Source organism: Streptomyces sp. NPDC024632, from assembly GCF_055559175.1.
Genome location: NZ_JBVHLD010000010.1, coordinates 178,309 through 203,886, shown reverse-complemented (window position 1 = coordinate 203,886; position 25,578 = coordinate 178,309). Strand labels below are relative to the sequence as shown.

23 protein-coding genes are annotated in these 25,578 nt (G+C 72.1%); 11 read left to right on the top strand and 12 right to left on the bottom strand.

Translation table 11 applies throughout. From position 1 onward, the window contains the following. Positions 1-6: 6 nt before the first annotated feature. On the bottom strand, positions 7-1,509 hold the full coding sequence (locus ACZ37P_RS22345; protein WP_391043491.1) for a cytochrome ubiquinol oxidase subunit I: 1,503 nt from the start codon (positions 1,507-1,509) through the stop codon (positions 7-9). Positions 1,510-1,689: 180 nt separating this feature from the next. Continuing rightward, entirely contained in the window at positions 1,690-2,775 is a 1,086-nt protein-coding gene (gene hisC, locus ACZ37P_RS22340; RefSeq protein ID WP_188280733.1) for a histidinol-phosphate transaminase, read from the bottom strand. Between the two features lie 351 nt (positions 2,776-3,126). Between hisC and ACZ37P_RS22335 the strand changes: the two genes are divergently transcribed. The 3 genes from ACZ37P_RS22335 to ACZ37P_RS22325 all read left to right on the top strand — a co-directional run bounded on the left by ACZ37P_RS22335 (position 3,127) and on the right by ACZ37P_RS22325 (position 7,030). Then, on the top strand, positions 3,127-4,227 hold the full coding sequence (locus ACZ37P_RS22335) for a LacI family DNA-binding transcriptional regulator (protein ID WP_355336624.1): 1,101 nt from the start codon (positions 3,127-3,129) through the stop codon (positions 4,225-4,227). Positions 4,228-4,671: 444 nt separating this feature from the next. Then, positions 4,672-5,790, top strand: coding sequence for a metallophosphoesterase (locus ACZ37P_RS22330; RefSeq protein WP_467348245.1), 1,119 nt, complete (start codon positions 4,672-4,674; stop codon positions 5,788-5,790). Between the two features lie 259 nt (positions 5,791-6,049). Beyond that, entirely contained in the window at positions 6,050-7,030 is a 981-nt protein-coding gene (locus ACZ37P_RS22325) for a serine/threonine-protein kinase (protein ID WP_467348243.1), read from the top strand. On the opposite strand, the gene ACZ37P_RS22320 is transcribed toward ACZ37P_RS22325, so the two are convergent. The 4 genes from ACZ37P_RS22320 to ACZ37P_RS22305 all read right to left on the bottom strand — a co-directional run bounded on the left by ACZ37P_RS22320 (position 6,970) and on the right by ACZ37P_RS22305 (position 10,533). After that, positions 6,970-7,962, bottom strand: coding sequence for a helix-turn-helix domain-containing protein (locus tag ACZ37P_RS22320; protein ID WP_391158881.1), 993 nt, complete (start codon positions 7,960-7,962; stop codon positions 6,970-6,972). The genes ACZ37P_RS22325 and ACZ37P_RS22320 overlap by 61 nt on opposite strands. A 366-nt stretch (positions 7,963-8,328) precedes the next feature. Next, a complete protein-coding gene (locus ACZ37P_RS22315) occupies positions 8,329-9,366 on the bottom strand; it encodes a helix-turn-helix transcriptional regulator (RefSeq protein WP_355336628.1) in 1,038 nt (345 codons plus the stop codon). A gap of 298 nt (positions 9,367-9,664) precedes the next feature. Further along, positions 9,665-10,165: a hypothetical protein gene (locus tag ACZ37P_RS22310; RefSeq protein ID WP_467348242.1), complete on the bottom strand. Its 501-nt coding sequence runs from the start codon at positions 10,163-10,165 to the stop codon at positions 9,665-9,667. Next, positions 10,162-10,533, bottom strand: a complete 372-nt coding sequence (locus tag ACZ37P_RS22305; RefSeq protein WP_355336630.1) for an ATP-binding protein — start codon at positions 10,531-10,533, stop codon at positions 10,162-10,164. Before ACZ37P_RS22305 ends, ACZ37P_RS22310 begins: the two co-directional genes overlap by 4 nt. Positions 10,534-10,762: 229 nt before the next feature. Here ACZ37P_RS22305 and ACZ37P_RS22300 point away from each other — a divergent pair, with 229 nt between their 5' ends. Both ACZ37P_RS22300 and ACZ37P_RS22295 read left to right on the top strand, forming a co-directional pair. After that, positions 10,763-11,509, top strand: a complete 747-nt coding sequence (locus ACZ37P_RS22300; RefSeq protein ID WP_467348240.1) for an XRE family transcriptional regulator — start codon at positions 10,763-10,765, stop codon at positions 11,507-11,509. A gap of 4 nt (positions 11,510-11,513) precedes the next feature. Then, entirely contained in the window at positions 11,514-11,984 is a 471-nt protein-coding gene (locus tag ACZ37P_RS22295; RefSeq protein WP_402710259.1) for an NUDIX domain-containing protein, read from the top strand. 35 nt (positions 11,985-12,019) lie between these two features. Here ACZ37P_RS22295 and thiC read toward each other — a convergent pair whose 3' ends face one another. Then, positions 12,020-13,927, bottom strand: coding sequence for a phosphomethylpyrimidine synthase ThiC (gene thiC, locus ACZ37P_RS22290; RefSeq protein WP_467348239.1), 1,908 nt, complete (start codon positions 13,925-13,927; stop codon positions 12,020-12,022). Between the two features lie 198 nt (positions 13,928-14,125). Between thiC and ACZ37P_RS22285 the strand changes: the two genes are divergently transcribed. Then, positions 14,126-15,517 carry a YibE/F family protein gene (locus ACZ37P_RS22285; protein WP_467348237.1) on the top strand — a complete coding sequence of 464 codons (1,392 nt, stop codon included), beginning with the start codon at positions 14,126-14,128 and terminating at the stop codon, positions 15,515-15,517. Here ACZ37P_RS22285 and ACZ37P_RS22280 read toward each other — a convergent pair. Next, on the bottom strand, positions 15,474-15,695 hold the full coding sequence (locus ACZ37P_RS22280; RefSeq protein WP_355336634.1) for a DUF5326 family protein: 222 nt from the start codon (positions 15,693-15,695) through the stop codon (positions 15,474-15,476). The genes ACZ37P_RS22285 and ACZ37P_RS22280 overlap by 44 nt on opposite strands. Before the next feature lie 121 nt (positions 15,696-15,816). After that, positions 15,817-16,134: a cupin domain-containing protein gene (locus tag ACZ37P_RS22275; protein ID WP_355336635.1), complete on the bottom strand. Its 318-nt coding sequence runs from the start codon at positions 16,132-16,134 to the stop codon at positions 15,817-15,819. A gap of 80 nt (positions 16,135-16,214) precedes the next feature. On the opposite strand from ACZ37P_RS22275, the gene ACZ37P_RS22270 reads away from it, so the two are divergent. From ACZ37P_RS22270 to ACZ37P_RS22260, 3 genes are all read left to right on the top strand, one after another. Beyond that, on the top strand, positions 16,215-16,592 hold the full coding sequence (locus tag ACZ37P_RS22270) for a phage holin family protein (RefSeq protein WP_355336636.1): 378 nt from the start codon (positions 16,215-16,217) through the stop codon (positions 16,590-16,592). Positions 16,593-16,693: 101 nt separating this feature from the next. Beyond that, positions 16,694-17,926 (top strand): cystathionine gamma-lyase, encoded by a 1,233-nt coding sequence (locus tag ACZ37P_RS22265; protein WP_467348373.1) that lies wholly within the window; start codon positions 16,694-16,696, stop codon positions 17,924-17,926. A 261-nt stretch (positions 17,927-18,187) separates the two neighbouring features. After that, a complete protein-coding gene (locus ACZ37P_RS22260) occupies positions 18,188-18,691 on the top strand; it encodes an NUDIX hydrolase (RefSeq protein ID WP_355336765.1) in 504 nt (167 codons plus the stop codon). 30 nt (positions 18,692-18,721) lie between these two features. Here the strand turns inward: ACZ37P_RS22260 and ACZ37P_RS22255 are convergent, their stop codons facing one another. Then, entirely contained in the window at positions 18,722-19,900 is a 1,179-nt protein-coding gene (locus tag ACZ37P_RS22255; RefSeq protein WP_402710255.1) for a globin domain-containing protein, read from the bottom strand. Between the two features lie 682 nt (positions 19,901-20,582). Here ACZ37P_RS22255 and ACZ37P_RS22250 point away from each other — a divergent pair. Both ACZ37P_RS22250 and ACZ37P_RS22245 read left to right on the top strand, forming a co-directional pair. Next, positions 20,583-21,044, top strand: a complete 462-nt coding sequence (locus ACZ37P_RS22250) for a MarR family winged helix-turn-helix transcriptional regulator (RefSeq protein WP_355336767.1) — start codon at positions 20,583-20,585, stop codon at positions 21,042-21,044. A 178-nt stretch (positions 21,045-21,222) separates the two neighbouring features. Further along, on the top strand, positions 21,223-22,932 hold the full coding sequence (locus ACZ37P_RS22245; RefSeq protein ID WP_467348233.1) for an MFS transporter: 1,710 nt from the start codon (positions 21,223-21,225) through the stop codon (positions 22,930-22,932). Here the strand turns inward: ACZ37P_RS22245 and ACZ37P_RS22240 are convergent. After that, on the bottom strand, positions 22,817-24,229 hold the full coding sequence (locus tag ACZ37P_RS22240) for a serine hydrolase domain-containing protein (RefSeq protein WP_467348372.1): 1,413 nt from the start codon (positions 24,227-24,229) through the stop codon (positions 22,817-22,819). The two genes, ACZ37P_RS22245 and ACZ37P_RS22240, sit on opposite strands and share 116 nt — an antisense overlap. A 197-nt stretch (positions 24,230-24,426) precedes the next feature. Next, a complete protein-coding gene (locus tag ACZ37P_RS22235) occupies positions 24,427-25,494 on the bottom strand; it encodes a class I SAM-dependent methyltransferase (protein WP_467348231.1) in 1,068 nt (355 codons plus the stop codon). Positions 25,495-25,578 lie beyond the last annotated feature (84 nt).

Sequence of the window (25,578 nt, the reverse complement as noted above, 5' to 3'; positions counted from 1 at the left end):
GGACGCTCAGTACGAGAAGGCCATCGGGCGGTCGGCGTCCGCGCCGTCGTCGTCGCCGCCGATCCGGGTGGGGGAGCGGCGGTCGTCGTCGGTGAGCTCCGGCGGCCCCGCCTTGGCGTACTTCAGGAGCAGCCGCACCTCGACGACGGCGAGAGCCGCGTAGAGGAGGGTGAAGACGATCAGGGAGGTGAAGACCTCGCCGGTGGAGACCGTGGGGGAGACCGCGTCGCGGGTGCGCAGCACGCCGTAGACCACCCAGGGCTGGCGGCCGGTCTCGGTGAAGATCCAGCCCCAGGAGTTGGCGATCAGCGGGAAGGCCATGGTCCACAGGGCGATCCACCAGTACCAGCGCGTGAGCCGGGGGCCGATCTGCCCGTTCCTGGTGAGCATCAGGTGCGGGACCTCGTCGTCGCCGGTGCGGTGCGCGGGCGCGAGCCAGAACTTGCGGCGGGTGAGCCACAGGCCGGCCGCGCCGACGCCGATCGAGACGACGCCGAAGCCGATCATCCAGCGGAAGCCCCAGTAGGCGACGGGGATGTTCGGCCGGTAGTCGCCGGGGCCGTACTTCGCCTGCTCTTCCTTGTTGACGTCGTTGATGCCGCCCACGTAGGCGTTGAAGTTGTCGGTGGCCAGGAAGGACAGCAGGTTCGGAATGTCTATGGCCACCTTGTTGTGGCCCTTGTTGACGTCGCCGACCGCGAAGATCGAGAAGGGCGCGCCCTTCTGGCCGTCCCACAGCGCCTCGGCGGCGGCCATCTTCATCGGCTGCTGCTTGAACATGACCTTGCCGAGGGTGTCGCCGCTGATCGCGGTGAGCGCGCCCGCGACGACGGCGACGACCAGGGCGAGGCGCAGCGAGGAGCGCATCACGGAGATGTGCTGCTTACGGGCCAGGTGGTAGGCGGCGATCCCGATCATGAACGCGGCGCCGGTGAGGAAGGCGGCGGACATGGTGTGGAAGAACTGCGCCAGCGCGGTGTCCTGGGTGAGCACCGCCCAGAAGTCGGTGAGTTCCGCGCGCTTGGTCGTCGGGTTGTAGCGGTAGCCGACCGGGTGCTGCATCCAGGAGTTGGCGGCCAGGATGAAGTACGCGGACAGGATCGTCCCGATCGAGACCATCCAGATGCAGGCGAGGTGGATCTTCTTCGGCAGCTTGTCCCAGCCGAAGATCCACAGGCCGATGAAGGTGGACTCGAAGAAGAAGGCGATCAGTGCCTCGAAGGCGAGCGGGGCGCCGAAGATGTCGCCGACGAAGCGCGAGTAGTCCGACCAGTTCATGCCGAACTGGAACTCCTGGACGATGCCCGTCACCACGCCCATGGCGATGTTGATCAGGAAGAGCTTGCCCCAGAACTTGGTGGCCCTCAGGTACTTCTCGTTGCCGCTGCGCACCCACGCGGTCTGGAGTCCGGCCGTGAGCGCGGACAGCGAGATCGTCAGCGGCACGAAGAGGAAGTGGTAGACGGTCGTGATGCCGAACTGCCATCGGGCGACGTCCAGTGGACCCATTGCGAGTTGCACGATCCGTCTCCTTTTCTCCTACAACCCGATCAGCTTGTGAACGTGAATACATTCACAAGCTCAGTATTACGCACAGCAGTTCGCCCCCTGCAACCGGGGGGTCGCAAGGGGCGAAAGCGCAGGTGGGAGTGGGTTTCGGGGGATCGTGCCGACGGGCGCGCCGCCGCGTCACAGCTCCTTGCGGAAGCTTTCGGCGGTCCGCAGCAGCAGATCGTTGGCCTCGGTCTCGCCGACGGTGATCCGTACGCCCTCGCCCGCGAAGGGGCGGACGGTGGTGCCGGCCCGCTCGGCCGCCGCCGCGAAGTCCGTGGTGCGCTCCCCCAGCCGCAGCCAGACGAAGTTGGCCTGCGTCTCGGGCACCGTCCAGCCCTGCGCGGTCAGCGCCTCGACCACCCGGGTCCGCTCGGTGACCAGGCCCGCGACCCGCTCCAGCAGCGCCGGCTCCGCGCGCAGGCTGGCGACCGCCGCGTCCTGCGCGAGCTGGCTCACGCCGAAGGGCACCGCCGTCTTGCGCAGCGCCGCCGCCACCGGCTCGTGCGCCACCGCGAAGCCGATCCGCAGGCCCGCCAGGCCGTACGCCTTGGAGAAGGTCCGCAGCACCGCCACGTTCGGACGGTCCCGGTACAGATCGATTCCATCGGGAACATCGGGGTCGGTGATGAATTCGCGGTACGCCTCGTCCAGCACCACCAGGATGTCGGACGGCACCCGGTCGAGGAATCGTTCCAGCTCGGCCCGGCGCACCACCGTGCCGGTCGGATTGTTGGGATTGCAGACGAAGATCAGCCGCGTGCGGTCGGTGACCGCCGCCGCCATCGCGTCCAGGTCGTGCACCTCGTCCGCGTCCAGCGGCACCTGCACCGGCAGCGCGCCGCTGATCCGGGTGATGATCGGATACGCCTCGAAGGACCGCCAGGCGTAGATCACCTCGTCGCCGGGGCCCGAGGTCGACTGGAGCAACTGCTGGGCCACGCCGACCGAGCCGGTGCCGGTCGCCACGTGTGCCTCGGGCACGCCGAAACGTCCCGCCAGCTCGGCGGTCAGCGCCGAGCAGGCCAGGTCGGGATAGCGGTTGAACGTGGCCGCGGCGGCGGTGGCCGCCTCCAGCACACCGGGCAGCGGAGGGTACGGGTTCTCGTTGGAGGACAGCTTGAAGGCGGGCCCGGCCTGGGCACCGCTCTCGTCCACGGCCGGGGGTCGCCCGGGCTTGTACGTGGGGATGCCGTCCAGTTCCGCGCGCAGCTTGGGGGTCATGGCCACACCCTACGAGCGCCCGCGCCCCCTGTGGAGGTGCGGTACCCGCGATCGACTGTCGATACCGGGTCTGAGCCGCCCATGGGGGCACCCCCGGACGGAGTCCGGGGGAGAGAAGGCGGCCAAAAAAAGGCACCCCGCGTCCCTCGTAGGAGTGAGTTGACGTCACTCCTGTCGGTGGACCAATGGACGGGCATCGGCCGCACCCGCGCCGGTATCACCCACAGGGCACGCCCTGCCGCCTGCATATTCCACCTTGCATACGGGGTTCGATCTTGCAGAAACCTATCTTCTGGGGGGTAGAAACGGCAGGCGCCGACCGGACCAGCGCCGTCCTAATATCGGCAGGCCATGACAGCAGCAGGGAACCACCAGGCGAGCCGGCCCATCGGACGCCGGCTTGAGCGGGCGGGCATCAGGGACGTCGCCGCCGCCGCCGGAGTCTCGATCACGACTGTCTCCGACGCACTCAACGGCAAGGGCCGACTGCCCGACGCCACCCGCCGCCATGTGCGCGAGGTCGCCGACCGGCTGGGCTACCGCCCGTCCGCCGCCGCCCGCACACTGCGCACCGGCAGATCGGGCCTGATCGGCCTGACCGTGACGACCTACGGCGAAGAACCGTTCACCTTCACCGAATTCGCGTACTTCGCGGAGATGGCCAGGGCCGCCACCTCCGCCGCCCTGGCCCGCGGCTACGCCCTGGTCATCCTGCCCGCCTCCTCCCGGCACGACGTGTGGGGGAACGTGGCGCTGGACGGCACCGTCGTCATCGACCCCTCCGACCACGACCCGCTGGTCGCCGAACTGGTCAGGCAGGGCGTCCCGGTGGTCAGCGACGGGCGCCCGGCGGGCAGCGTGCCCGTGCACGCCTGGGTCGACAACGACCACGAGGCCGCCGTCCTCGGCATCCTCGACCACCTCGCCGCCGCGGGCGCCCGCCGGATCGGCCTGCTCACCGGCACCACCACCGACACGTACACCCGGCTGTCCACCACCGCGTATCTGGAGTGGTGCGAGCGGGTCGGCCAGGAGCCGGTCTACGAGTCGTATCCCGCGCACGACCCGCGGGCGGGCGCGGTCGCCGCCGACCGCTTACTGGCGCGGCCCGACCGCCCGGACGCCGTCTACGGGCTCTTCGACCCCAACGGCACCGATCTGCTGGCCGCCGCCCGCCGTTACGGCCTGCGCGTGCCCGACGACCTGCTGCTGGTCTGCTGCAGCGAGAGCACCGTCTACGCCAGCACCGAACCGCCGATCACCACGCTGTCGCTGAAACCGCGCCGGATCGGTACGGCGGTCGTGCAGTTGCTCATCGACGCCATCGAGGGCGTCGGCGGCGCGCATCCCGTACAGCAGGTGATGCCGACCGAGTTGATCGTCCGCACCTCTTCGCAGCGGCGCGCGCACCGCACGACGGTCAGTCATCCGCGGGGGCCCGCGGGCGGCTGAGGAAGAGCGGCCGTCCGGCCGGAGGGCTCCGCCGGGCACCCCCGCGAGTGATCGGCCGAACGGGTGACCGAGCCCCCGCCGACGGCCGGAAGACGAATCGTGCGGGCGTACGAGGGAGCTAAGGGATGGTTTGTCTGCGCCCTGCGAAAACCAGGTGCCTGGGTATGTCACAACGCGACAGCGTCATTCCTATGATGGGCGGATGGCGGCGCGATCGTGGAGGGGTCGATGACTCAGGGGGCAGGTCAGGGACCCGAGCCCGGGACTTCGGAAGGCTGGCGTCCCGAGGCGTCCGCGTACGTGTCCGGGCACGAGCCGACGGCCGGTTTCGGCACGGCTCCGGCGTTTGAGCCGACGGTCGGATTCGAGCCGCGCGGCGGCTACGGGGAGACGTCCGGCGGGTACGGCGGGGCCGCGGCTCCGGCTCCGACGGAACCGGCTCCCATGCTGATCGATTCGGCTCCGGCTCCGGCCGGCACGGCATCGGCGGTCCCGGCCGCCGCGCCCGTACCGCCCGTGCCGTCGGCGACCACCGGCGGGGCGGGTGTGGCACCGGCGTACGAACCGGCCCGCGCCGCCGTACCACCGGTGCCGCCCGCGTACGACAGCGCGCCGCCCGCACAGCGGCCCGCCGCGTACGAGCCGACGCGACCCGACGCGCCCCTGGTCCCCGCGGAGTACACGCCGACCGCCCACGACCTGCCGGTGATCACCGCGGACGGCGCGGCGGGCGACCGGCCGGGACCGCTGTACGTGGTCGGCGATGTGCACGGCTATCTGGACGAGTTGCTGGCGGCGCTCGGCGAGTGCGGCCTGGTCGACGAGGAGGGCCACTGGGCGGCGGGCAGCGCCCGGCTGTGGTTCCTCGGCGACTTCACCGACCGCGGCCCCGACGGCATCGGCGTCATCGAACTGGTCATGCAGCTCTCGGCGGAGGCCGCGGCGGCGGGCGGCTACTGCCGTGCCCTGATGGGCAATCACGAACTGCTGCTGCTCGGCGCGCACCGGTTCGGCGACACCCCCGTCAACTCCACGGGCGGCACCGCCTCCTTCCTCGCCGCCTGGCGGCTCAACGGCGGCCAGCCGACCGACATGGACCGTCTCGAGGACCGCCATCTGACCTGGATGTCCCGGCTGGACGCGGCCCACGTCACCGACGGCCACCTGCTGGTGCACTCCGACACCACCGCGTATCTGGACTACGGCAGCAGCGTCGAGGAGATGAACGACACGGTCACCGGCGTGCTCCAACGGGGCGACGCCGACGAGTGCTGGGACCTGTTCCGCAAGCTCACCAAGCGGTTCGCCTTCCGCGGCGACGGCGGGCCGCGGGCCGCCCGCGAACTGCTCGGCACCTACGGGGGCAACCGCGTCGTGCACGGGCACAGCCCGATCCCGTACCTGCTCGGCGAGGTCGGCGGCGAATATCCGGCCGACGGCGAGGAGCGGGTGCACACCGTCAACGGACCGATGGTCTACGCGGAGAATCTGGCGGTGGCGATGGACGGCGGCGTCACGATGGACGGACGGCTGCTGGTCGCCCAACTGCCGCTGGTGGGTTAGCGGGTCCGTCGCGCTCCGCGCGGCGGACTGGGCGTTCCGCGCGGCGGGCCGGGCGTCTCGCGCGGCGTCTTTGGGGTGGCGTGTCGGTGTCCGGCACATTTCGCGCCGTCAGATTTCCTGGTTGCACCCTGTCACGGTCTCGCCTCCCCGCTCTACCATCGCTGTATCCGTAGGCACGCCGCTCTCCGCGTACTCGGCCGACCGGGCCGGTTCCCCTCGGGGAACACCGGCCGCGCTCGGGGAGTCGGAGCATCGGGGGATGCACATGACCAGCGCTCCACACCTGCTCACCGAAGACCGCCCGGACTTTGAACGCGCGCTGGACGAGGCGCTGCGCACGGTCCTGCGGGATCACGGACCCGACCGTGAGCGGGCCCTCGGGCCGGACGGCGGGGACGTGGCGGAGAGCCGCCCCGCCTCGCGACGGACGAACCACTCCAACGGTCACTCCGCCCTGAACAGCGAGCAGTTGCGCACCCTGGCGCTCGGCGCGGCCGAACTCATCGCCGACGCGGCGGCCGCCGAGTACGAGACGTACCGCGGCGTCCGGGAGGCGTCGCGGGAGGCCGCCCGCGAGTCGGCGCGCGCCCGCGACAACCGGTCCTTCGGCTACGCGGCGATGGGCGTCGCGGAGGGCGCGGGCTCCGGCGCGGGCCTGATCGCCGTCCTCGCCGTCCTGACGCCGCTGCTCGCGGGCGCCGCCGCCGTGATCTTCCTGCTGATCGGTTACGCGCTGCGCGCGATGGCCCCCGAGCCCGCCATCGCGTCGCCGCTGCGCACCGCGGGCTGGCTGTTCGCCGCCGTCACCGCCGCGTCGATACTGCTCGGCGCGGTCGGACTGCTGCTCACGGCGCTGCGCGACGGCTCCTCCGCCATACACGACTCGCCCGACGCGCTGCCGCCGGAGGTCGCCGACGCGCGCGACGCCTGGTACCGGGCGCTGCTGGAGCGCGGGATGCTGCCCTTCCTGGAGGACGCGGCGGCCGGCGCGGCGCTCGCCCCGACCAGCGCCCACGAGCCGCCGCACGGCCCGGCGGTGAGCCCGGTGCCCGGCCCCGCCACCGGGCAGGACCTCAGCCGCATGCCGCGACTGGGCTACTCCCGCCCGGACTTCAGCAGTCCGGCGCCCGACCCGGCCGCGCCGCTGCCGCCCGCCGCGCCGCGCTTCTCCGGTCCGCGCTACAGCAGTCCCGACTTCACCAGCCCGGACTTCGGCGGTCCCGACAACACGCCCGAGTAGGGGCCGGTCCTGCGCAGCGTCGGGACGGCGGGGCCCGCCGTACCGGGCGCCGTCGTCGCGGACGCCGTCGTACCGGGTGCTGTCCCGGCGGGCCCCGCCAGGCCGGGCGCCGTCACGGCGGGCATGAACATCAGCACTCGGCGCCGGGGATCGTGCGCCGGGGACGACACGAGCATGCGCACCCGCTGGACGTAACCGCCGGCCGGTGGCCGCAGCAGCCGTACCTGGCCGTCGTGGTGCAGCGCGACCCGGGTGGACTCGCTCTCCGCCTGCCACAGCCGGGCCAGTTCGGGGTCCTCGCGCAGTTCGGCGATGACGCGGAGCAGTTCCTGGTCGGGCCCGGTCTGCGGCTGGTGGTGCGCGGTCTGCGCCTGGAGCCGGAGCTGGCGCAGGAACGCCGTCGCCCAGCCGGTCCGCCACTCGGCGCACAACTGCCGCGCGTACGGCGCGAAGAGCACGAAGCGCAGCAGATTCGCGGGCGGCGGCTGGCCCGCGGGCTCGAAGAGCTGGCGCCACGCCTGGTTGGTCTCCAGAATCCGCCAGGCGCCGTCCACGGTGAGGGCGGGGACCTGGAGCGCGTGGAGGTACGACGTCCAGCCGGTGACGGCCTCGGGGTCGGGTTCCGCCGGGCCGCGCGGCGGGTAGCCGCCGGTGACGATGAACCACAGCTCGTCGCGCTTGCGCGAGTCCAGCCGCAGCGCGTTGGCGAGGCTGTCGAGGCGGTGGGCGGGGATGGGGCGTCCGCAGCCCTCCCAGTCCTGGTAGAGGCGCGGTGATATGCCCAGGCGCTGGGCCACCGCGTGCTGGCTCAGGCCCGGCGGGCGGTAACCGTTGTGGCCCGTGATGGGCTCGGGTTCGCCCACGAAATTTCTGCGGGCCTCGCGCAGGAACTCCTGGATCAGCGGTGGGTCCTCGTCGGAACGACGGTCCATGGCTTGTCCCCCGGATCTTCTCGGCTGCCGCGTCCTTGGGGGTGAGGGGTCACCCGGCGTCCGCGGCCTGCGATTTCGCGCCCCCGCTCATGCTAAGCGGGGATGCTCGCGAGCCGCCGGAATCGCCTTGTCCACATCGGGCACTGTCCCAAGTGCGACACACTTCGGTGGTGGGGTGGTGGGGTGGTTCACCAGTACGGTGGGGTGGTCACGCGGGGTGGTCACGCGGATGCGGTGGTCACGCGGGTGCGGTGGGTGTCCCGGGTGCGGTGGGTGTCCCGGGTGCGGTGGGCGTCCCGGATGCGGTGGATGGACGGTGGCGGCGCACGGCCGTACGGTGCGGCCCGCGGGGGACGGTGCGGCCGGTCAGAGGTCGTCCGGGTCGAGCAGCCGGGCCAGCTTCAGGCCGACCTCGAAGCGGCTGGAGACCTGGAGCCGTTCCATCAGCTTGGTCATCACGCGCTGCACGGTGCGCCGGGCGACGCCCAGCGTCCTGGCGATGCGGTCGTCGCTGTAGCCGTTGGCCATCAGCCGGATGATGGTCCGCTCCTGGTCGGTGAAGTCCGTGGCGGCGCCGGGGTCGTCGTCGCTGTCGGGGGCGGGGGTGGCTTGGCCGCCGCGCGCCATGTGCGGCATCGGCTTCGCCCGCAGCCAGTAGTCCTCGTAGACCGAGACGTACGAGCGGGCCAGCACCGCGCCGCGCACCAGCGTCATCGACGACCGTACGTGCGGGACGCCCGGCAGGACGACGGTGTGCCGGTCCACCACCAGCAGGTCGTGCGGGCCGTGGTCGATCAGCCGGACGCCGACGCCCACGTCGGTCAGGTCGTTCAGATACTTGCTGTACTTCGGGATCTGGAGCAGCGAGCGCGGGTACAGGGCGCGGACCCGCACCCCGCGCCGTACCATCGCCGCGTCCCCGGCCAGGGAGTGCTCCAGCACCGCCATGTCCTGCGGCATCGGGCCCGGGTGCAGCGAGTCCACGGACTCCCGCGCGGTGGCGTCGATGTCGGCCAGCGCGCTCAGCCGGGTCTCCAGGTCCTCGAAGTTCTGGACGACCACCTGCTCCTGGAGCCGCGCCGCCGCGGGCCGGAACACCGTCAGCAGCGCCTGCGTCGTCTCGCTGAGCTCCGCCGCGTTCCGCAACTGCGCCGCGGCCGTGCCCAGATACGTGTCCATCGCCACCGCCAGCGCGGCGTCCGGGTCGACGGTCTCGACCCGCCCCTCCACCAGCCGGACCAGCCCCATGCCCTTCAAGGTCCGCAGCCCCGACTCCAGCCGCCCCTCGTCCAGCCCCACCAGCCCCGCCAGCCCCGCGTACGGAGCCCCACCGCCGTTCGCCACCGCCGTGTAGATCACGACGGCGGACTCGATATCCCGCCCCTCACCCCTCGCCTGCCCCATCCCCTGCCCTCTTCCCCACCCACCACCCGACCCGCCCGATTCTCCCCCACCCCCCTTTTCCCCCAACAGCCCGTCCACCAGGTCTTCACCGAGGTGCCCCTCGTGCTGTTCGCCGAGCAGCGCCAGCCAGCCCGCCGCAAGCTGCGCCGCAAGGCCGGAGCCGCCTCCGCCGGCCTCCCGTACGCACGCGGAAGCGGCCGTACACAAGCCGAGGGCCCCGACATATCGCGCCGGGGCCTTCGGCTTCAGGCTAGTGCGTGGCCGGTGCCCGAAGCGGCCGTCAGGGATCGGGGCGGGCTCAGGCAGCCGCGACACCGAGGGACACCAGGACGATCTGGACCGCCACCGCCCCGGCTCCGGTCCACGACCAGCGGTCGTACGGCGCTGTCGTGCGGTTGATCCGGCAGGTGGGAACCTCCCCGGCAAGCGGCAACCCGCCCGCCGTCGCGCCCATGGCGAGAAAGGCACCGCACGCGACGGCCCCTGCCAGAGCGCCCCCGGTGCGCAGCAGGCCGGGTGCGACGAACGTCATACCGACCCAGCCGAGCATGGCGGGCGGCGAACAGGCCAGCGCCCCGGCCAGCAGTCCCGCCTCGGGACGGTCCCGCACCAGCCGAACCGTGGCGCGCAGGGCCTCGTCCCCTGCCGAGGGCCGTTCGTACGGAACGCAGTTCGGACAGCGCACGTCCTCACCGCACTGAACGCACAGCACGAGGGCGTTGCCGCAGTCCTCGCACGGGTCGCCCGCCTCGTACGACGGTTCCCGTGCCCGTAGCCGCAGTGCTTCCCGCAGGCTCACCGGGGCACCTCGTCAGCGGTGTCGTCGGCGCACACGGCCCAGACGAGTTTCCCGACGCCTAAGCGTTCACTCACTCCCCAGCGTCCGGCGGTCAGTACGTCGACCAGGGCCAGGCCGCGCCCGGATTCGGCGTCCACGGACGGCTCCCGGGCTTCGGGCCGGACGCTGTTGGCGTCGTGCACCTCGATCCGCAGCGCGCCGTCCGTCAGCCGCTCGTACCGGGTCTCGACCAGCCGGTCCTCCGGCCCCCGCGCGTGCCGCACGGCATTGGTGAACAACTCCGACAGGACAAGTACGGCGGTGTCCGCCAGTCCGGTCATGCCCCACGCGTTCACCGCCAGCCGGAGTTCGTGACGCGCCCGGCCCACGCATCGAGGGCTACGTGCCCATCTCTTCACGAACACCGAGTCCGAGGCGCGCTCCCACTCGCGACCCGGCGTCGATTCGTCGTCTCCACCGGTCAATTCCGTGTCACCCATGCGGCGAGCGTCGCCGAGTTCATCAGGACGGAGGAACCTCCACCATTCCCCACTTTGGGACGTCCCATGTCGGATAGAACGTCCCTAGCGCCGTCCCACGTCAGAGGGAGAGACTGCGATGCCGAACGAGAGATTGCGCGCCACCATGGCAAGCGGCGGTTGGACGTACGCCGCACTGGCAGCGAAGACCGACGTCGACCCCAAATCCGTTGAGCGCTGGGTCAACCTCGGCCGCACCCCGCGCCGGGCGACAGCCATGCTGGCGGCGGAGACGCTAGGAGAAGACGTGCACGCGCTATGGCCAACGCTCCGCCAGCCACGGGCCGCACGGGCGGTCAGCCCGGAACTGGTGGCGCTCTACGATCAACGCGCCGACGTCCCCGTATCAACGATCGTGGACGTGCTGTCGCAGGCACGCGAGCAGATCGACGTACTGGTCTACGCGGCCGTCTTCCTCCACGAGGCGTACCCGCGCCTCAACGACCTCCTGCGGGAGCGAGCCGCCGACGGCTGCACCGTCCGGATCGCGGTCGGCGACGCCGACAGCCCCAACGTCCGACAACGCGGCCGGGAAGAGCGATTCGGCCACGGCATCGAGTCCCGTTGCCGACTCGCCCTCATGCACTACCGGCCCCTCATCGGGACTCCGGGCATCGACATCCGCACCCACGGGACCACGCTCTACAACTCCCTCTACCGCGCGGACGACCAGGTCGTCGTCAATGCCCACGTCTTCGGGGTGAACGCGTACAGCGCTCCCGTCTGGCACCTGCGGCAGCACGGCGACGGCAGCCTGTTCGACACCTACGCCGACAGCTTCGACGCCGTATGGGCCACGGCGCAGCCCGCGCCTCGGGAACACTGACGCCATGGCACGCACCGAGTTCTACGACGATCCGGACGCCCCCGCACCGAACAGTCTCGTCGTCGCCGCGTCTGCCGTCGTCACCGACGAGCAGGGTCGCATCCTGCTCCAGCGGCGCCGCGACAACGGCTTGTGGGCGCTGCCCGGGGGCGGCATGGAGATGACCGATTCCCTGCCCGGCACGGCGGTGCGCGAGGTCAAGGAGGAGACGGGCCTGGACGTGGAGATCACCGGGCTCGTCGGCACGTACACCGATCCGCGCCACGTGATCGCGTACACGGACGGGGAGGTACGCCGACAGTTCAACGTCTGCTTCACCGCCCGGGCCATCGGCGGGGAGCTGGCCGTCTCGGACGAGTCCACGGAAGTGCGCTTCGTCGCGGCCCGGGAGGTGGACGAGCTGCCGATGCATCACACCCAACGCCTCCGGATCGCCCACTACTTGGAGGGCCGGGAGCGGCCGTATCTGGGGTGAGGGCCCCGGCACCGGGGTGCCGGGGCCCTCGGGTGTCAGTCCGCCAGCGGCAGGTAGACGCGGTTGCCGGCGGCGGCGAATTCGCGGGATTTCTGGGCCATGCCCAGCTCGGCCTCGGAGGCGGGGGCGGGGGCGACAGGGGCGCCGTGGTCGCGGCGGATGTCGTGGGAGATCTTCATCGAGCAGAATTTCGGGCCGCACATGGAGCAGAAGTGGGCGGTCTTGGCGGGCTCGGCGGGGAGCGTCTCGTCGTGGAAGGCGCGGGCGGTGGCGGGGTCGAGGGCGAGGTTGAACTGGTCTTCCCAGCGGAATTCGAAGCGCGCGTCGGAGAGGGCGTCGTCCCACGCCTGGGCGCCCTCGTGCCCCTTGGCGAGGTCGGCGGCGTGGGCGGCGATCTTGTAGGTGATCACACCGGTCTTGACGTCGTCGCGGTCGGGCAGCCCGAGGTGTTCCTTGGGGGTGACGTAGCAGAGCATCGCGGTGCCCCACCAGGCGATCATCGCGGCGCCGATGCCGGAGGTGATGTGGTCGTAGGCGGGGGCGATGTCGGTGGTGAGCGGGCCGAGCGTGTAGAACGGGGCCTCTTCGCAGATCTCCTGCTGGAGGTCGATGTTCTCCTTGATCTTGTGCATGGGCACGTGCCCGGGGCCCTCGATCATCGTCTGCACCTGGTGCCGCTTGGCGATGGTGTTCAGCTCGCCGAGGGTGCGCAGTTCGGCGAACTGCGCCTCGTCGTTGGCGTCCGCGATGGAGCCGGGGCGCAGGCCGTCGCCGAGCGAGTACGTGACGTCGTACGCGGCCAGGATCTCGCACAGCTCCTCGAAGTGCGTGTAGAGGAAGCTCTCCTGGTGGTGCGCCAGGCACCACGCGGCCATGATCGAGCCGCCGCGCGAGACGATGCCGGTCTTGCGGCGGGCGGTCAGCGGGACGTAGCGGAGCAGCACGCCCGCGTGCACCGTCATGTAGTCGACGCCCTGCTCGGCCTGTTCGATGACGGTGTCGCGGTAGACGTCCCAACTCAGCTCCTCCGCGCGGCCGTCGACCTTCTCCAGCGCCTGGTAGAGCGGGACGGTGCCGATGGGGACGGGGGAGTTGCGCAGCACCCACTCGCGGGTGGTGTGGATGTTGCGGCCGGTGGACAGGTCCATGACCGTGTCGGCGCCCCAGCGGGTGGCCCAGGTCATCTTGTCGACCTCCTCCTCGATGGAGGAAGTGACCGCCGAATTGCCGATGTTGGCGTTGACCTTCACCAGGAACCACTTGCCGATGATCATCGGCTCGATCTCCGGGTGGTTGATGTTGGCGGGCAGTACGGCCCTCCCCGCGGCGATCTCGTCCCGGACGATCTCGGACGGGACGTTCTCGCGCAGCGCGACGTACTCCATCTCCGGCGTGATCTCGCCCCGCCTGGCGTAGGCGAGTTGGGTGACGGGCGTCCCGGTACGGCCTCGGCGGGGGAGCCGGGGGCGGCCGGGGAAGACCGCGTCGAGATTGCGGAGCCCGCCGCGCGGCGAGGTGTGCTTGAGGCCGTCGTCCTCGGGGCGGACCGGCCGTCCCGGGTACTCCTCGGTGTCGCCGCGCGCGATGATCCAGTGCTCCCGGAGCGGGGCGAGCCCGCGCCGGACGTCCGTCTCCACGGACGGATCGGTGTACGGGCCCGACGTGTCGTACAGCGTCACGTCGTCCCCATTGGTGAGGTGCACCTGCCGGACCGGCACCCGCAGGTCCGGCCGCGATCCGACGACGTACGACTTGTGCCAGCCGATGTCCCGTACGGGACCGTCCACTTCGGTACGGTTCGAGCCGTCCGCTTCCGTACCGTTCGAGGCGGCCGACTCCGTACGGATCGAGCCCTCCGCTTCCGTACGGTTCGAGCCGACCGACTCCGTACGGGCGGATTCGTCCCCGTCGGATCCAGGCGTGTGCGCGTCCTGCATGGTCATGAGACCCACTCCCTACGCCGGCATTACCCGGTAACAGGTTCAGCGGTCGGCGCAGCGTTCGTCCCGGCGGTCATGCCGTGCCGGCAACAGGTTCAGCGCCCTCTCAGCCCGGTGCTCCGAGCTCCCGCGTTTGCAAAGGTGCCCCCACGGTAGCGGTTCGGCGAGGACAGGCACCAGGGATCTTGCGATGATCAGCCCGTGGAAGAGCCCCCGCAGAGCCCAAGTCCCGGCCCCGGACCCGGCCACGGCCCTGGCCCCGGCCCCGGCCCCGGCGCGAGCCACGGGCACAGTCACGGACACAGCCACAGTCATGGCCACGGTCACGGCCCCGTGCCGCCGGTCTCCCAGCACCTGCGCAAGGTCATCGCCGCGATCCTGGTCCCCTTCGCCGCCGCCGTCGTCGTCGGCCTGATCGTGCTGTGGCCGGGCGGCGCGCCCCAACACGCCCGCAGCGGCGTCGGCTTCGACCAGCAGACCCGGCAGGGCAAGGTGGTGCGACTGGTCGACGTGTCCTGCAAGGCGGAGAACCCGGGCCAGTCGTCGTCGGCCGCGAGCGACACCTGCCAGAAGGCCACCATCGAGGTCGAGTCGGGGCCCGACAAGGGGACGACCTTCACCGAGATCGTGCACCCCGACCAGTCCCGCCGCTACACCAAGGGCGAGGGCGTGGTCCTCGCGTACGCGCCCAACGCCCCCGCCGGGCTGCGCTATTCGGTCACCGACGTGGACCGCGGCTTCCCGCTCGCGCTGCTCGCCGGGATCTTCGCGGTCGCGGTGATCGTCGTCGGACGGCTGCGCGGTCTGATGGCCCTGATCGCACTGATCGTCTCGTTCGGGATCTTGACCCTCTTCATCCTTCCGGCCATCCTCCGCGGCGACAATCCGCTGCTGGTGGCGGTGGTCGGCGGCAGCGCCATCATGCTCATCGCGCTGTACATGTGCCACGGCGTCAACGCCCGCACCTCGGTGGCCGTCCTCGGCACGCTCTGCTCACTGCTGCTGATCGGCGTCCTGGGCTCGGTCTTCATCGACTGGGCGCGGCTGACCGGCAACACCTCGGACGAGACGGGCGTGATCCACAGCCTCTATCCCGGCATCGAGATCAAGGGCGTCCTGCTCGCGGGCGTCATCATCGGCTCGCTCGGCGTGCTCGACGACGTCACCGTCACCCAGACCTCGGCGGTGTGGGAGCTGAAGGACGCCGATCCCGGCGCGAATTGGCGCAAACTCTACGGCGCCGGTATGCGGATCGGCCGCGACCACATCGCCTCGGTGGTCAACACCTTGGTGATGGCGTACGCGGGCGCCGCGCTGCCGCTGCTGCTGCTCTTCTCGATCGCGCGCAGCGGCGTCCTGCGGGTGGCCAGCAGCGAACTGGTGGCGGAGGAGATCGTCCGCACCCTGGTGGGCAGCATCGGCCTGGTCGCCTCGGTGCCGCTGACCACGGCCCTGGCGGCGCTGGTGGTCAGCGCCGACCGGCACGAGAGGAGCGGCGGCAAGAACGGTGACGACAACGGCGGCAAGGGCGCGACCGGCCCCGCCGGACCTACCAGTCCCGCCCCGACCCGGAGGAGCCACCGCCGCCGGTGACCCGCTTGACGACCAGCACCAGCGCCCCGACCAGGACCACGAACACGATCACCTTGAAGAGCAGTCCGAAGACGATGCTCACCAGGCTGGCGATCAGCGAGCCGAAGACGATCAGCGCGATGACCGGGATGGCCACCCACTTCACCCACCACGGCAGGCCCTTCAGCAGCTTCTCCATGATGTCCTCGGTCTCCTTCTCCTTCTCGGGTCCTGGCGGTGTTCCGCCGATACTTCGACTGTAGGGCCACCGATGCCTCCGGCGGAGGGCCAGGAGGCCGGATACGACCCTGAACGCACCCTTAGGGCTCCGGGGGTGAGAAGACCACCATGACCCTGAGGTCCTCGGTGATGTGGTGGAAGCGGTGCGGGGTCCCGGCCGGTACGTAGACGACGCTGCCGCGACCCACGGTGGTCGTCTCCTCCCCCACGGTGATCGCCGCCCGGCCGCTGACCACCAGGTAGATCTCGTCCTGGGCGTGCGGCTGCTGGGGGTCGTTCTCCCCGGCCTTGAGCGCGTAGAGCCCGGCCGACATGGTGCGTTCGCGCAGGAAACGGAGATACGCCCCCTCGTTGGCGGCCCGCTCCGCGTCCAGGTCGTCCAGCCGGAACACCTTCATCGCGTACTCCCCTTGTCCGGACTCCGTCCGGTACTTGTCCGGTCTCTTGCTTGCGTGATCAGGTCTGCGACGATCACACCATGAAGAATTTCATCGTCAAGACCTTGGCGAACGCCGGTGCCCTCGCGGTCGCCGTCTGGCTGCTCAAGGACATCACGCTCACCGGGGACAGCACCTGGCACAAGGTCCTCACCCTCATCCTCGTCGCCCTGGTCTTCGGCGTCGTCAACTGGCTCGTGAAGCCGGTCGTGAAGGTTCTGTCCTTCCCGCTGTTCATCCTCACCCTCGGGCTGATCACCCTGGTGGTGAACGCCCTGATGCTGCTCCTGACCTCCTGGCTGGCCGACAAACTCAGCCTCGACTTCCACGTCCACGGCTTCTGGACCGCGGTGCTCGGCGGTCTGATCATCAGCATCGTCTCCTGGGCGCTGGCCGTCGTCCTTCCGGACGACGAGTGACCAGTCACCACCCTGAGAAGGGGACCGAGCAGGGGGCGGCACAAGGGGCCGGGCGGGAGACCGAGCTGGGGACCGACCAGGAGACCGGGCGGGAGATCGAGCTGGGGACCGACCAGGAGACCGGGCGGGGGACCGACCAGGGGTCCGCGGGACACGAAGCGGCACAGCGGGCGGCCGAACGGCATCAGGCCGCCCGGCCGGAGGCCGCTGGCGACAGCACCCGCAGCGTGCACGCGGGACGGCCCCCGGCGACCGCGTACGAACCCTCGCTCCCCGGCCCGGTCTTCGTCTCGCACTACCACCTGCCGGGCGAGGCCAGCGGCCCGTACACGTACGGCCGGGACGAGAATCCGACCTGGGAGCGGCTGGAGGCGGCCGTCTCGGAGCTGGAGTGCCCCGGCGACCCGGCCGCCGCGACGCTCGCCTTCGCCTCCGGCATGGGCGCGGTCGCCGCCGTGCTGTTCTCCCAGGTGCGGGCGGGCGACACCGTGGTGCTGCCGTCCGACAGCTACCAGGCGACGCGCTCGCTGCGGGAGCGCCTGGAGTCGTACGGCGTGACGGTACGGCTCGCGCCGACCGTCGGCGACGGGCAGCTCGCGGCGCTGGAGGGCGCGCGGCTGCTGTGGCTGGAGACGCCGTCGAATCCGGGCCTGGACGTGTGCGACATCCGCCGGCTGTCGGACGCCGCGCACGCGGCGGGCGCGCTGGTCGCCGTCGACAACACCCTCGCGGGGCCGCTCGGGCAGCGCCCGCTCGCCCTGGGCGCGGACTTCTCCGTGGCCAGCGGCACCAAGGCGCTCAACGGGCACGGTGACCTGCTGATGGGCTACGTCACCACGCGCGACTCCGGGCTGAACGCGAGCGTGAGGCAGTGGCGCAAGACGGTCGGCGCCATTCCGGGGCCGATGGAGGCGTGGCTCGCCCACCGTTCGCTGGCGACGCTCGCCCTGCGCGTGGACCGGCAGTCCGCGAACGCGCTCACCCTCGCGAGTGAGCTGCTGAACCGCGCCGAGGTGACGGACGTACGTCACCCGGGCCTGCCGTCCGACCCCGCGCACGCCGTGGCCGCCACCCAGATGCGGCGCTTCGGCGGCGTCGTCTCCTTCACCCTCCCCGACCGCGCCCACGCCGAACGCTTCCTGGCCGCGCTGCGCCTCACCTCAGAGGCCACCAGCTTCGGCAGCGTCCAGAGCACCGCGGAGCGCCGCGGACGGTGGGGCGGCGACGCCGTACCGCCCGGCTTCGTCCGCTTCTCGGTGGGCGTCGAGGACCCCGAGGACATCGTGGCCGATGTGCTGCGCGCGCTGGACGAAGCGGCGTCTTCGTCAGGGTGAGCGCGCGGGCGCCGGGGGGCGAGGCGCGTCTTCGTACGGGTGAAGGCGTGGGCGTCGTGGGCCGAAGCGTGTCTTCGTACGGGTGAGCGTGTGGTCGTCCGCGCGCTCAGTCGCGTCTTCGTACGGGTGAGGGCGCGCGGGCGCACGGCGGCACGGCGGTGGCACGGCGGCGGAGGGGTGCGCTCCGATTCGCCGGGGCGGCGCCGGGAATTGTGCGGTGCGGCAAGTTTGCCGCCGCGCGCACTGCGGCAGATGTCCACCATGCCCCCGGACACGCATGACGGCCCCACCACCCGGCCGGTGGTGAAGCGCACGGCCCGCGCCATCGTTCTCGACGGCGACCGGCTCGTACTGATCAAGCGCACCAAGCCCGGCCTCGCCCCGTACTGGCTCACGCCGGGCGGCGGGGTCGAGGACGACGACGCGAGCGTGGTCGCGGCCATGCACCGCGAGGTCGACGAGGAGCTGGGCGCCAAGGTCACCGATGTGGTGCCCGCCTTCGTCGACACCGTCGAGCACATCGCGGACGACGGCTCGCACGGCGTGAAGGTGCAGTACTTCTTCGCCTGCCGCCTGGAGTCGATGGACCTCGACCAGCGGCACGGCCCGGAGATCGACGAGCCCTGCGGGGAGTACGAGATCGTGCGCGTGCCCTTCAGCCGCATGGGCCTGGCCTCGGTCGACATCGTGCCGCTGACCCTGCGGCACTACCTGGACGCGAACATCGAAGGGGTGCTGGGCCTGCTCGGCCCCGACCTCGGCTGACAGCCGTGAGGGGACCGGCGGCCGGTCGCGTCAGTCCCCCGCCGCGACCAGTTCCTGCACGAGGTCGTGCCGTATCCGGTGCGACGGCATCCCGATCCGCACCAGCGTGTCCACACTGCTGCGGATCATCCCCGGCGGCCCCGACAGATACGCGTCGTACGCCTCCCACGGCCCGTGCGCGCGTACGGCGTCCGGCAGCGGCCCGGACAGCGCGTCGCTGGGGGTGTCGGCGACGACGGTGCGGACCGACAGCCAGGAGTGCTCGCGCTGCATGCGCAGCATCGTGTCGAGGTCGTAGAGGTCGCTGGTGCGGCGGGCGCCGTAGAACACCTCGACCGGGCGCCGCCGCCCGTGCCGGGCGACGTCCTCCACCAGCGCCTTGATCGGCGCTATGCCAGTGCCGCCGCCCAGGCAGAGCATGCCGTCGTCCGAGGCGTGGTCGGCCACCATCGAACCGGAGGGCGGCCCGAGCCGCACGACGTCACCGGGGCGGGCCCTGCCGACCAGCGCGTTGCTGACCCAGCCCGCCGGGACCGCGCGGATGTGGAAGGTCAGCAGGCCGTCGTCGCGGGGCGCGGCGGCGAAGGAGTAGTTCCGCCAGATCCGCGGCCACCACGGGGTCTCCACCATCGTGTACTGCCCGGCGAGGAAGGCGTACGGCTGGTCGGGCCGTACGGTGACCACCGCGACGTCGGGGGTCCGCAGCTCGTGGCTGACGATCTCGGCCTGCCACCAGGGCGGCGCGTGCCGTTCGTCCTCGGCCGCCGCGTCGATCATCGTCTGCGAGATCGCGGCGTACGCGCGGACCCACGCCGCCTCGGTCTCCGGGCCCCACACCGCCGACGCGTACCGGGCGAGCGCGCCGAGCAGCGCCTCGCCGACCGCCGGGTAGTGCTCGGCGCGGGTGCCGTACTTGCGGTGCCCCCGGCCCAGGTGCGACAGGTAGTCGCCGAGCGCCGCCGGGTCGTCGATGTGCTCGGCCGCCGTCAGCAGCGCCTTGACCAGCCGGTCGCGCTGCGCGTCCATCGCGGCGGGGAACAGGTCGCGCAGCTCGGGGTGGTGGATGAAGAGCAGCGCGTAGAAGTACGAGACCGTCCGGTCCGCGACCGGCCCGATCTCCTCCATGGTGCGGCGGATGAGGAGCGCGTCGGGCGACGGGGACCCGGCCGGGGAGGCCGCCGGGGACGCGGGCGTCTCGGGTCCGGGCATCCGCGGTACGGGAGGCGGTACGAACGCGGGTGCCGGTGCGGGTGCTGGTGCCGGTGCCGGTGCGGATGCGGATGCGGGTGCGGCCGTGAACGCCGACGCCGGTATCGACGCCGGTGTGTACGCGGACGGCTCGGTCGGCGCCGAAGCGCGCGGCTCCGGCTCGGGTTCCGGCGCTGGTCCCGGCTCCTGCCGCTGCGCGGCGGCGGGCCGCGTCATGGGTGCGGCGGGCTCCTGCCGGGGCTGCGCGATCTTGCGGCGCCGCCCCCTGGGCTGCGGAGACGCCGGTGAGGCCGGGTCGGTGGTCTTGGCATCCATGATCACGTGGCCCCGAACTCCCGGTGGTCGATCCTTCGCTCAGCTCGCCTGCGGTGCCGTGTGAGCGTGCCACGCTGCGTGAGGGCACCGGACGAATAGCGCGAAGCGTCACCACCGGAGAAACGGTTTCGCGTACTATCCGCCGCGCCGTCCCCGGAGTCCGTGTCTCCAGGTCTCCAGGTCTCCAGATCTCCAGGTCTCCAGATCTCCACGGGGTCCCGTCCCGCCGCCCCCGATAGGTCCACTACGGGATCGTCCCGTAGCAGACCTATTTTGCTAGTCTCGACGCATGACCGCAGAGACAGCAGCGACCGCAGAGGCCGTGACCACCGCAGCGCACGTCCCCCTGTCGGCGCGGACCGCCGACATGTCGTACCTGCTCCAGCACACCGCCCACGTACTGGCCACCCAGATGTCGGCGGCGCTCGCGGAGATCGGCATGTCGCCGCGCGCCCACTGCGTGCTGGCGCACGCGCTGGAGGCCGAGCGGACCCAGGCGCAGCTCGCCGAGCTGTCCGACCTGGACAAGACCACGATGGTCGTCACCGTCGACCAGTTGGAGCGGGCGGGGCTGGCCGAGCGGGTGCCGTCGGCGACCGACCGGCGCGCGCGGATCATCAAGGTGACCCCGGCGGGCGAGAAGGTCGTGGCCGAGGGCCAGGAGATCGTCGACCACGTGCACGAGGACGTGCTCGGCGCACTGCCGGAGAGCGAGCGCACCGCCTTTGTCTCCGCGCTGAACCGGCTGGTCAACGGCCATCTCGCGACCCCCGCGGGCGCACCGGACGGCGGCCAGGGAGTGCGCCGCCCGCGCCAGTCCCGCAAGTAGCCCGCCCCGCCGCGGTCCGCCCCCGACCCCGCACCGCAGCGCACCGCACCGCACCGCACCGCGCCGGTCCGCTCCACCGCCGGGCACGCACCCGCAAGGTAAGCCCGTAAGAGATAGTCTCCAACAAAACCATCTGCTACGGTCACTCCTGGTATCCCTTTCGCCAGGAGGCGACCTCATGCCACTCCGTCCCCATGCCGCCGGATCGTCGCGCGGCGCGGCTCTCGCGGTGCTCAGCGCGGGCACCCTGATGATCATCCTCGACGGCACGATCGTGAATGTGGCGCTGCCGTCCATCCGCCGTGACCTGGGCTTTTCACAGTCGAGCCTCGCCTGGGTGGTCAACGCCTACCTCATCGCCTTCGCCGGGCTGCTGCTGCTCGCCGGCCGCCTCGGCGACCTGTTCGGCCGCCGCAGAATCCTGGTCACCGGCCTGGCGGCGTTCACCGTCGCCTCGCTGCTGTGCGGGTTCGCGGACTCCGCGGGGCTGCTGATCGCGGCCCGCTTCGTCCAGGGCGCGGCCGGTGCGATGGTCTCGGCCGTCAGCCTCGGCATGGTCATCGCGCTCTACCCCGACCCCCGCGGCCGGGCCCGCGCCATGGGCGTCTACAGCTTCGTGCAGTCCGCGGGCGGCGTCCTCGGCCTGCTCGTGGGCGGCATCCTCACCCAGGCCATCAACTGGCACTGGATCTTCTTCGTCAACCTCCCCATCGGCTCGGCCGCCGCCCTGCTCAGCCTGCGCCTGCTGCCCGACGACCGCCCGGCCGCCGTACGCGAGCCCCGCACGCCCCACGAGCCCAATGGTGAGCCCCGTGAGCCCCGCGAGCCCCGCGCCGGGAGCACGCGTCCCGGGGTCGACGCGCCGGGTGCCGTCCTGGTCACCGCCGCCCTGATGCTGGGCGTCTACACCATCGTCGGGACCACCGGCCGGGGCTGGACGTCCCCCGCCACCGCAGGACTCGCGGCGCTGTCCGCCCTGTTGCTGGCCGGGTTCCTGATCCGTCAGACCAAGGCGGCCGAGCCGTTGATGCCGTTGCGGATCTTCCGCTCCCGGATCGTCTCGGGCGCGAACGTGGTGCTGGCGCTGATGGTCGCGGGCGGCTTCGGCTTCCAGTTCATGACCAGCCTCTACCTCCAGCAGGTGCTCGGCTACGGCCCGGTGCGGATCGGGCTCGCGCTGGCGCCGACCGGCGCGATGATCGGCGTGATGTCCCTGCTGCTGTCCGCCCGGCTCGGCGCCCGCTTCGGCCAGCGCGCCGTCCTGCTGCCCAGCCTGCTGCTCTTCGCGGGCGGCTTCCTCATCCTGGCGAGGGCCCCCTCCGCGCACGCCTCGTACCCCGCCGACATCCTCCCGGCGATCCTGGTCTTCGGCGTCGGCTTCGGCCTGGCCATGCCCTCCCTGATGACGCTGGGCATGTCGGAGGCGACCCCCGCAGACTCCGGGCTGCTGTCCGGCGTCTTCAACACCGCCCAGCAGATCGGCGGCGCGCTCGGCCTCTCCGTACTCGCCGCCCTGGCCGCCGCCCGCACCGACCGGAAGCTCGCCGCGGGCCACTCCGTACCGGCCGCCCTGACCAGCGGCTACCACCTGGCCTTCGTGGTCGCCGCCGGACTGCTGGCCCTCGGCGCCGCGGTCGCCGCCGTCCTGCTCAGGCCCCCGTCCTCGGACGGCTCGAAGGACAGCACGCAGGACAGCACGCGGAACGGCACGCAGGACAGCGCTCAGGACGGCGCTCAGGACGGCGCCGACCGCACTCCCGAGGCCAACGGCCTCAGCGCACCGGCCAGTTCCCCTGCCCGGAACCGGAGCCAGGACCGGGACCGGGACCGGGGCCAGGGCCAGGGCCGCCCGGCAGCGGCGCCGAAGGGTCGTACGGCACGCGTGTGAACACGAAGGACCCCAGGTCGAGATGGCCGACCGAACCGTCGGCGCGCCGCACCGGCCGCAGCGTCTCGCCCGCGTAGTACCCCTCCAGGCCGGTCCAGGTGCCGTCGGATTCCGCGCGGAAGCGCGCGCCGCGGCCCTGGCCGGTCAGCGGCGCGAGCGCGAGGTCGCCGGAGGCGTGGACGCGCAGGCTGTAGCCGGACGTGCCCCAGTACCAGGGGCCCGCCAGGTCGAGCAGCGCCGGGTCGAGCGCGTCGGCGGGCCGCCAGGGCGCGGGCAGGCCGGGCTCGGCGTCGGCGGTGATCGCCAGCAGGTCGGCGGCGATGGTGCCGATCGCGGGCCCCGAGGTGGAGTTGGCCATCGCGAGCGCGCCCACGCCGTCCGCGACGCTCACCCACACGGTGGCCAGGAAGCCCGGCATCGAGCCCGTATGGCCGGCGAGCGGGCGGTCGCCGTGCCGGGTGAGCTGGAGCCCGAGGCCGTAACCCGAGTCGGGGTCGGCCGCGTCCGGCGGCGCGGCGGGCGCGCGCATCTCGGCCAGTGTCGCCGCGGCCAGCACGTCCGGGTGCCCGGCCGCGAGGAAGCCCGCCCAGCGCGCCAGGTCCTGGGCCGTCGACCACAGTTGGCCCGCGGGCGCCATCAGTCCGGTGTCCTGTACGACCTCGGGCCGCATCACGTCGGCCCACGGGTGGACGGCGAAGCCCCCGGCGGCCGGGGCCTGCGGCAGCGCCGTCGTACGCGGCATGCCCAGCGGGTCGAGCACTTCGGCCTTCAGGGCCTCGGCCCACGGCACGCCGCGTTTGGCCTCCACCAGGGCGCCGAGCAGCGCGAATCCGGGGTTGGAGTAGTGGTAGCGCCGTCCGGCCGGGTGTTTGACGGGGGCCGGGCCGAGGATGTCGGCCAGTTCCGGCCGCAGGTCGCCGGGGGTCCGCTCCCACCAGGGGCCCGGCGTCTCGGAGGCCAGGCCGGAGGTGTGGGTGACGAGTTGGCCGATCGTCAGACCGGCCACGTCCTCCGCGTCGTCCGGCAGGTCCGGCAGGTGCCGCGCCAGCGGATCGGTCAGCTCCAGCAGCCCCTCGTCGCGCAGCCGCATCACCAGCACCGCCGTGAACGTCTTCGTGATCGAGCCGATCCGGTACTGCGTGTCGGCGTCCGGCGCGTGTCCCTCGATCATGCTGCGCGAGCCGAACCAGACCATCCGCCCGTCCCGTACGACCGCGCCGACGATCGACGGCGTACGGCCCTCGGCCTGGCCGACCGCGATCCGGCGCAGCAGGGCGCGGCGGGTGGCGGGCAGCAGTTCGCCGTCCGGCGCGGCGGGCGCGGGGCCGGGCGTCGGCAGCGCGTACGGGGCGGGGGCCGCGGGCCGGGGCCGGTCGGGGGACTGCGGTGGGTGCTGGGAATCGGTCGTCACTCGGCGCGCGCCTCTTGTCTCGGTACGGGGGTCCGGGGCGGGCCCGGTGGCCGGATCCGTGCGCCCGGCCGACCTGGACTCCCCTACGGACGGTCGCCGTTACGGTAATCGGCGGTGCCGAAGCGGAGCGACACAATTGACATCCGCATCCCGCGCAGCAGCGGGATCAGATGCGAGACGGGCGCGATGGCGTACGGGCCGCGACCGCGCGGCAGGCGCAGGCTGCGGACCTCGGCGATGCGCGGGGAGGCGGTCGCGACCTTGCGGTACTCCTTGCCGTCCATGCCCCACAGCCAGCGCGGCGCGCGATAGCCGGGGCGCGCCGCGCTCCCGCCCGCCTCCGTCCCCGCCTCTGGGCTCGCCTCCGTCCCCGCCTCCGGCCCCGTCCCGCCCGCGTCCGCGTCCCTGCGCGCCTCGGCCCGCGCCTGGGCGTCCGCCCGGGCCCGGTCGTCGGCCTGGGCCTGGCTGCGGGCGACCATCCCCCGGGGGAGGGCGTCGAAGAGCATCCAGCCGCCGGGGAAACGTTCCGCGCAGGCGGCGATCAGGCGTTTCACGTCGGACGGCGGCAGATACATCAACAGGCCCTGGGCGGTGACCAGTACGCCCTCGGAGTCGTCGACCTCGTCCATCCAGTCCAGGTCCAGCGCCGAGCGGGCCAGCGAACGGCGCCGTGGCGGATCGTCCGGAAGCAGAGCGTCTCGGACCTCGACCGTCTCCGGCAGATCCACCGTCAGCCAGCGCACCCGGCCGTTGTCCACCCGCCAGAACTGCGTTTCGAGGCCCTCGCCGAGCGCCACCACCGTGCCGTCGGGGTGTTCGGCGACGAACCGCCGTACCTCGTCGTCCAGGCACCGCACCCGCAGCGCGTGCCACTGTGCCATGCCCGAGCCGCCGAACCGCTCGAAGGGGTAGTCGATACGGTCGACCAGCTCCACCGCGAGCGGGTCGTCCAGCAGTCGCGCCCCCGGCCGCCGGGCCTCGGCGGCCCGGTTGTACAGATTCCACAGCAGCGTTTCCGGTACGCCCTCCAGCTCGACCTTGAACCGGCCGACGCCGCCGGTCCCGCCCTCGTCGCCGCCGGCCGCCCCGCTCCCGTCGCCGTCCCGGCCGTCTCCGCTCACGCCACCACCGACGTCGTCGTTGTCGTCCATCCCCTTACGATCCCACTCGCCGCCGCGCCCGGCCGTGCCCGCCACGGCGGTACTTCGCAACCCCGTTGCCCCCGGCCCGCGTTG

Bases quoted from the DNA above. Each gene is read 5' to 3' on its own strand.
- ACZ37P_RS22270 (WP_355336636.1), top strand. From the start codon at position 16,215: ATGAAGAATTTCATCGTCAAGACCTTGGCGAACGCCGGTGCCCTCGCG.
- ACZ37P_RS22300 (WP_467348240.1), top strand. From the start codon at position 10,763: ATGCCGAACGAGAGATTGCGCGCCACCATGGCAAGCGGCGGTTGGACG.
- ACZ37P_RS22325 (WP_467348243.1), top strand. From the start codon at position 6,050: ATGCACATGACCAGCGCTCCACACCTGCTCACCGAAGACCGCCCGGAC.
- ACZ37P_RS22245 (WP_467348233.1), top strand. From the start codon at position 21,223: ATGCCACTCCGTCCCCATGCCGCCGGATCGTCGCGCGGCGCGGCTCTC.
- ACZ37P_RS22320 (WP_391158881.1), bottom strand. From the start codon at position 7,962: ATGGACCGTCGTTCCGACGAGGACCCACCGCTGATCCAGGAGTTCCTG.
- ACZ37P_RS22345 (WP_391043491.1), bottom strand. From the start codon at position 1,509: ATGGGTCCACTGGACGTCGCCCGATGGCAGTTCGGCATCACGACCGTC.
- ACZ37P_RS22280 (WP_355336634.1), bottom strand. From the start codon at position 15,695: ATGGAGAAGCTGCTGAAGGGCCTGCCGTGGTGGGTGAAGTGGGTGGCC.
- ACZ37P_RS22295 (WP_402710259.1), top strand. From the start codon at position 11,514: ATGGCACGCACCGAGTTCTACGACGATCCGGACGCCCCCGCACCGAAC.
- ACZ37P_RS22275 (WP_355336635.1), bottom strand. From the start codon at position 16,134: ATGAAGGTGTTCCGGCTGGACGACCTGGACGCGGAGCGGGCCGCCAAC.
- ACZ37P_RS22315 (WP_355336628.1), bottom strand. From the start codon at position 9,366: ATGGGGCAGGCGAGGGGTGAGGGGCGGGATATCGAGTCCGCCGTCGTG.
- ACZ37P_RS22330 (WP_467348245.1), top strand. From the start codon at position 4,672: ATGCTGATCGATTCGGCTCCGGCTCCGGCCGGCACGGCATCGGCGGTC.
- thiC (WP_467348239.1), bottom strand. From the start codon at position 13,927: ATGACCATGCAGGACGCGCACACGCCTGGATCCGACGGGGACGAATCC.
- hisC (WP_188280733.1), bottom strand. From the start codon at position 2,775: ATGACCCCCAAGCTGCGCGCGGAACTGGACGGCATCCCCACGTACAAG.
- ACZ37P_RS22250 (WP_355336767.1), top strand. From the start codon at position 20,583: ATGTCGTACCTGCTCCAGCACACCGCCCACGTACTGGCCACCCAGATG.
- ACZ37P_RS22335 (WP_355336624.1), top strand. From the start codon at position 3,127: ATGACAGCAGCAGGGAACCACCAGGCGAGCCGGCCCATCGGACGCCGG.
- ACZ37P_RS22260 (WP_355336765.1), top strand. From the start codon at position 18,188: ATGCCCCCGGACACGCATGACGGCCCCACCACCCGGCCGGTGGTGAAG.
- ACZ37P_RS22255 (WP_402710255.1), bottom strand. From the start codon at position 19,900: ATGCCCGGACCCGAGACGCCCGCGTCCCCGGCGGCCTCCCCGGCCGGG.
- ACZ37P_RS22235 (WP_467348231.1), bottom strand. From the start codon at position 25,494: ATGGACGACAACGACGACGTCGGTGGTGGCGTGAGCGGAGACGGCCGG.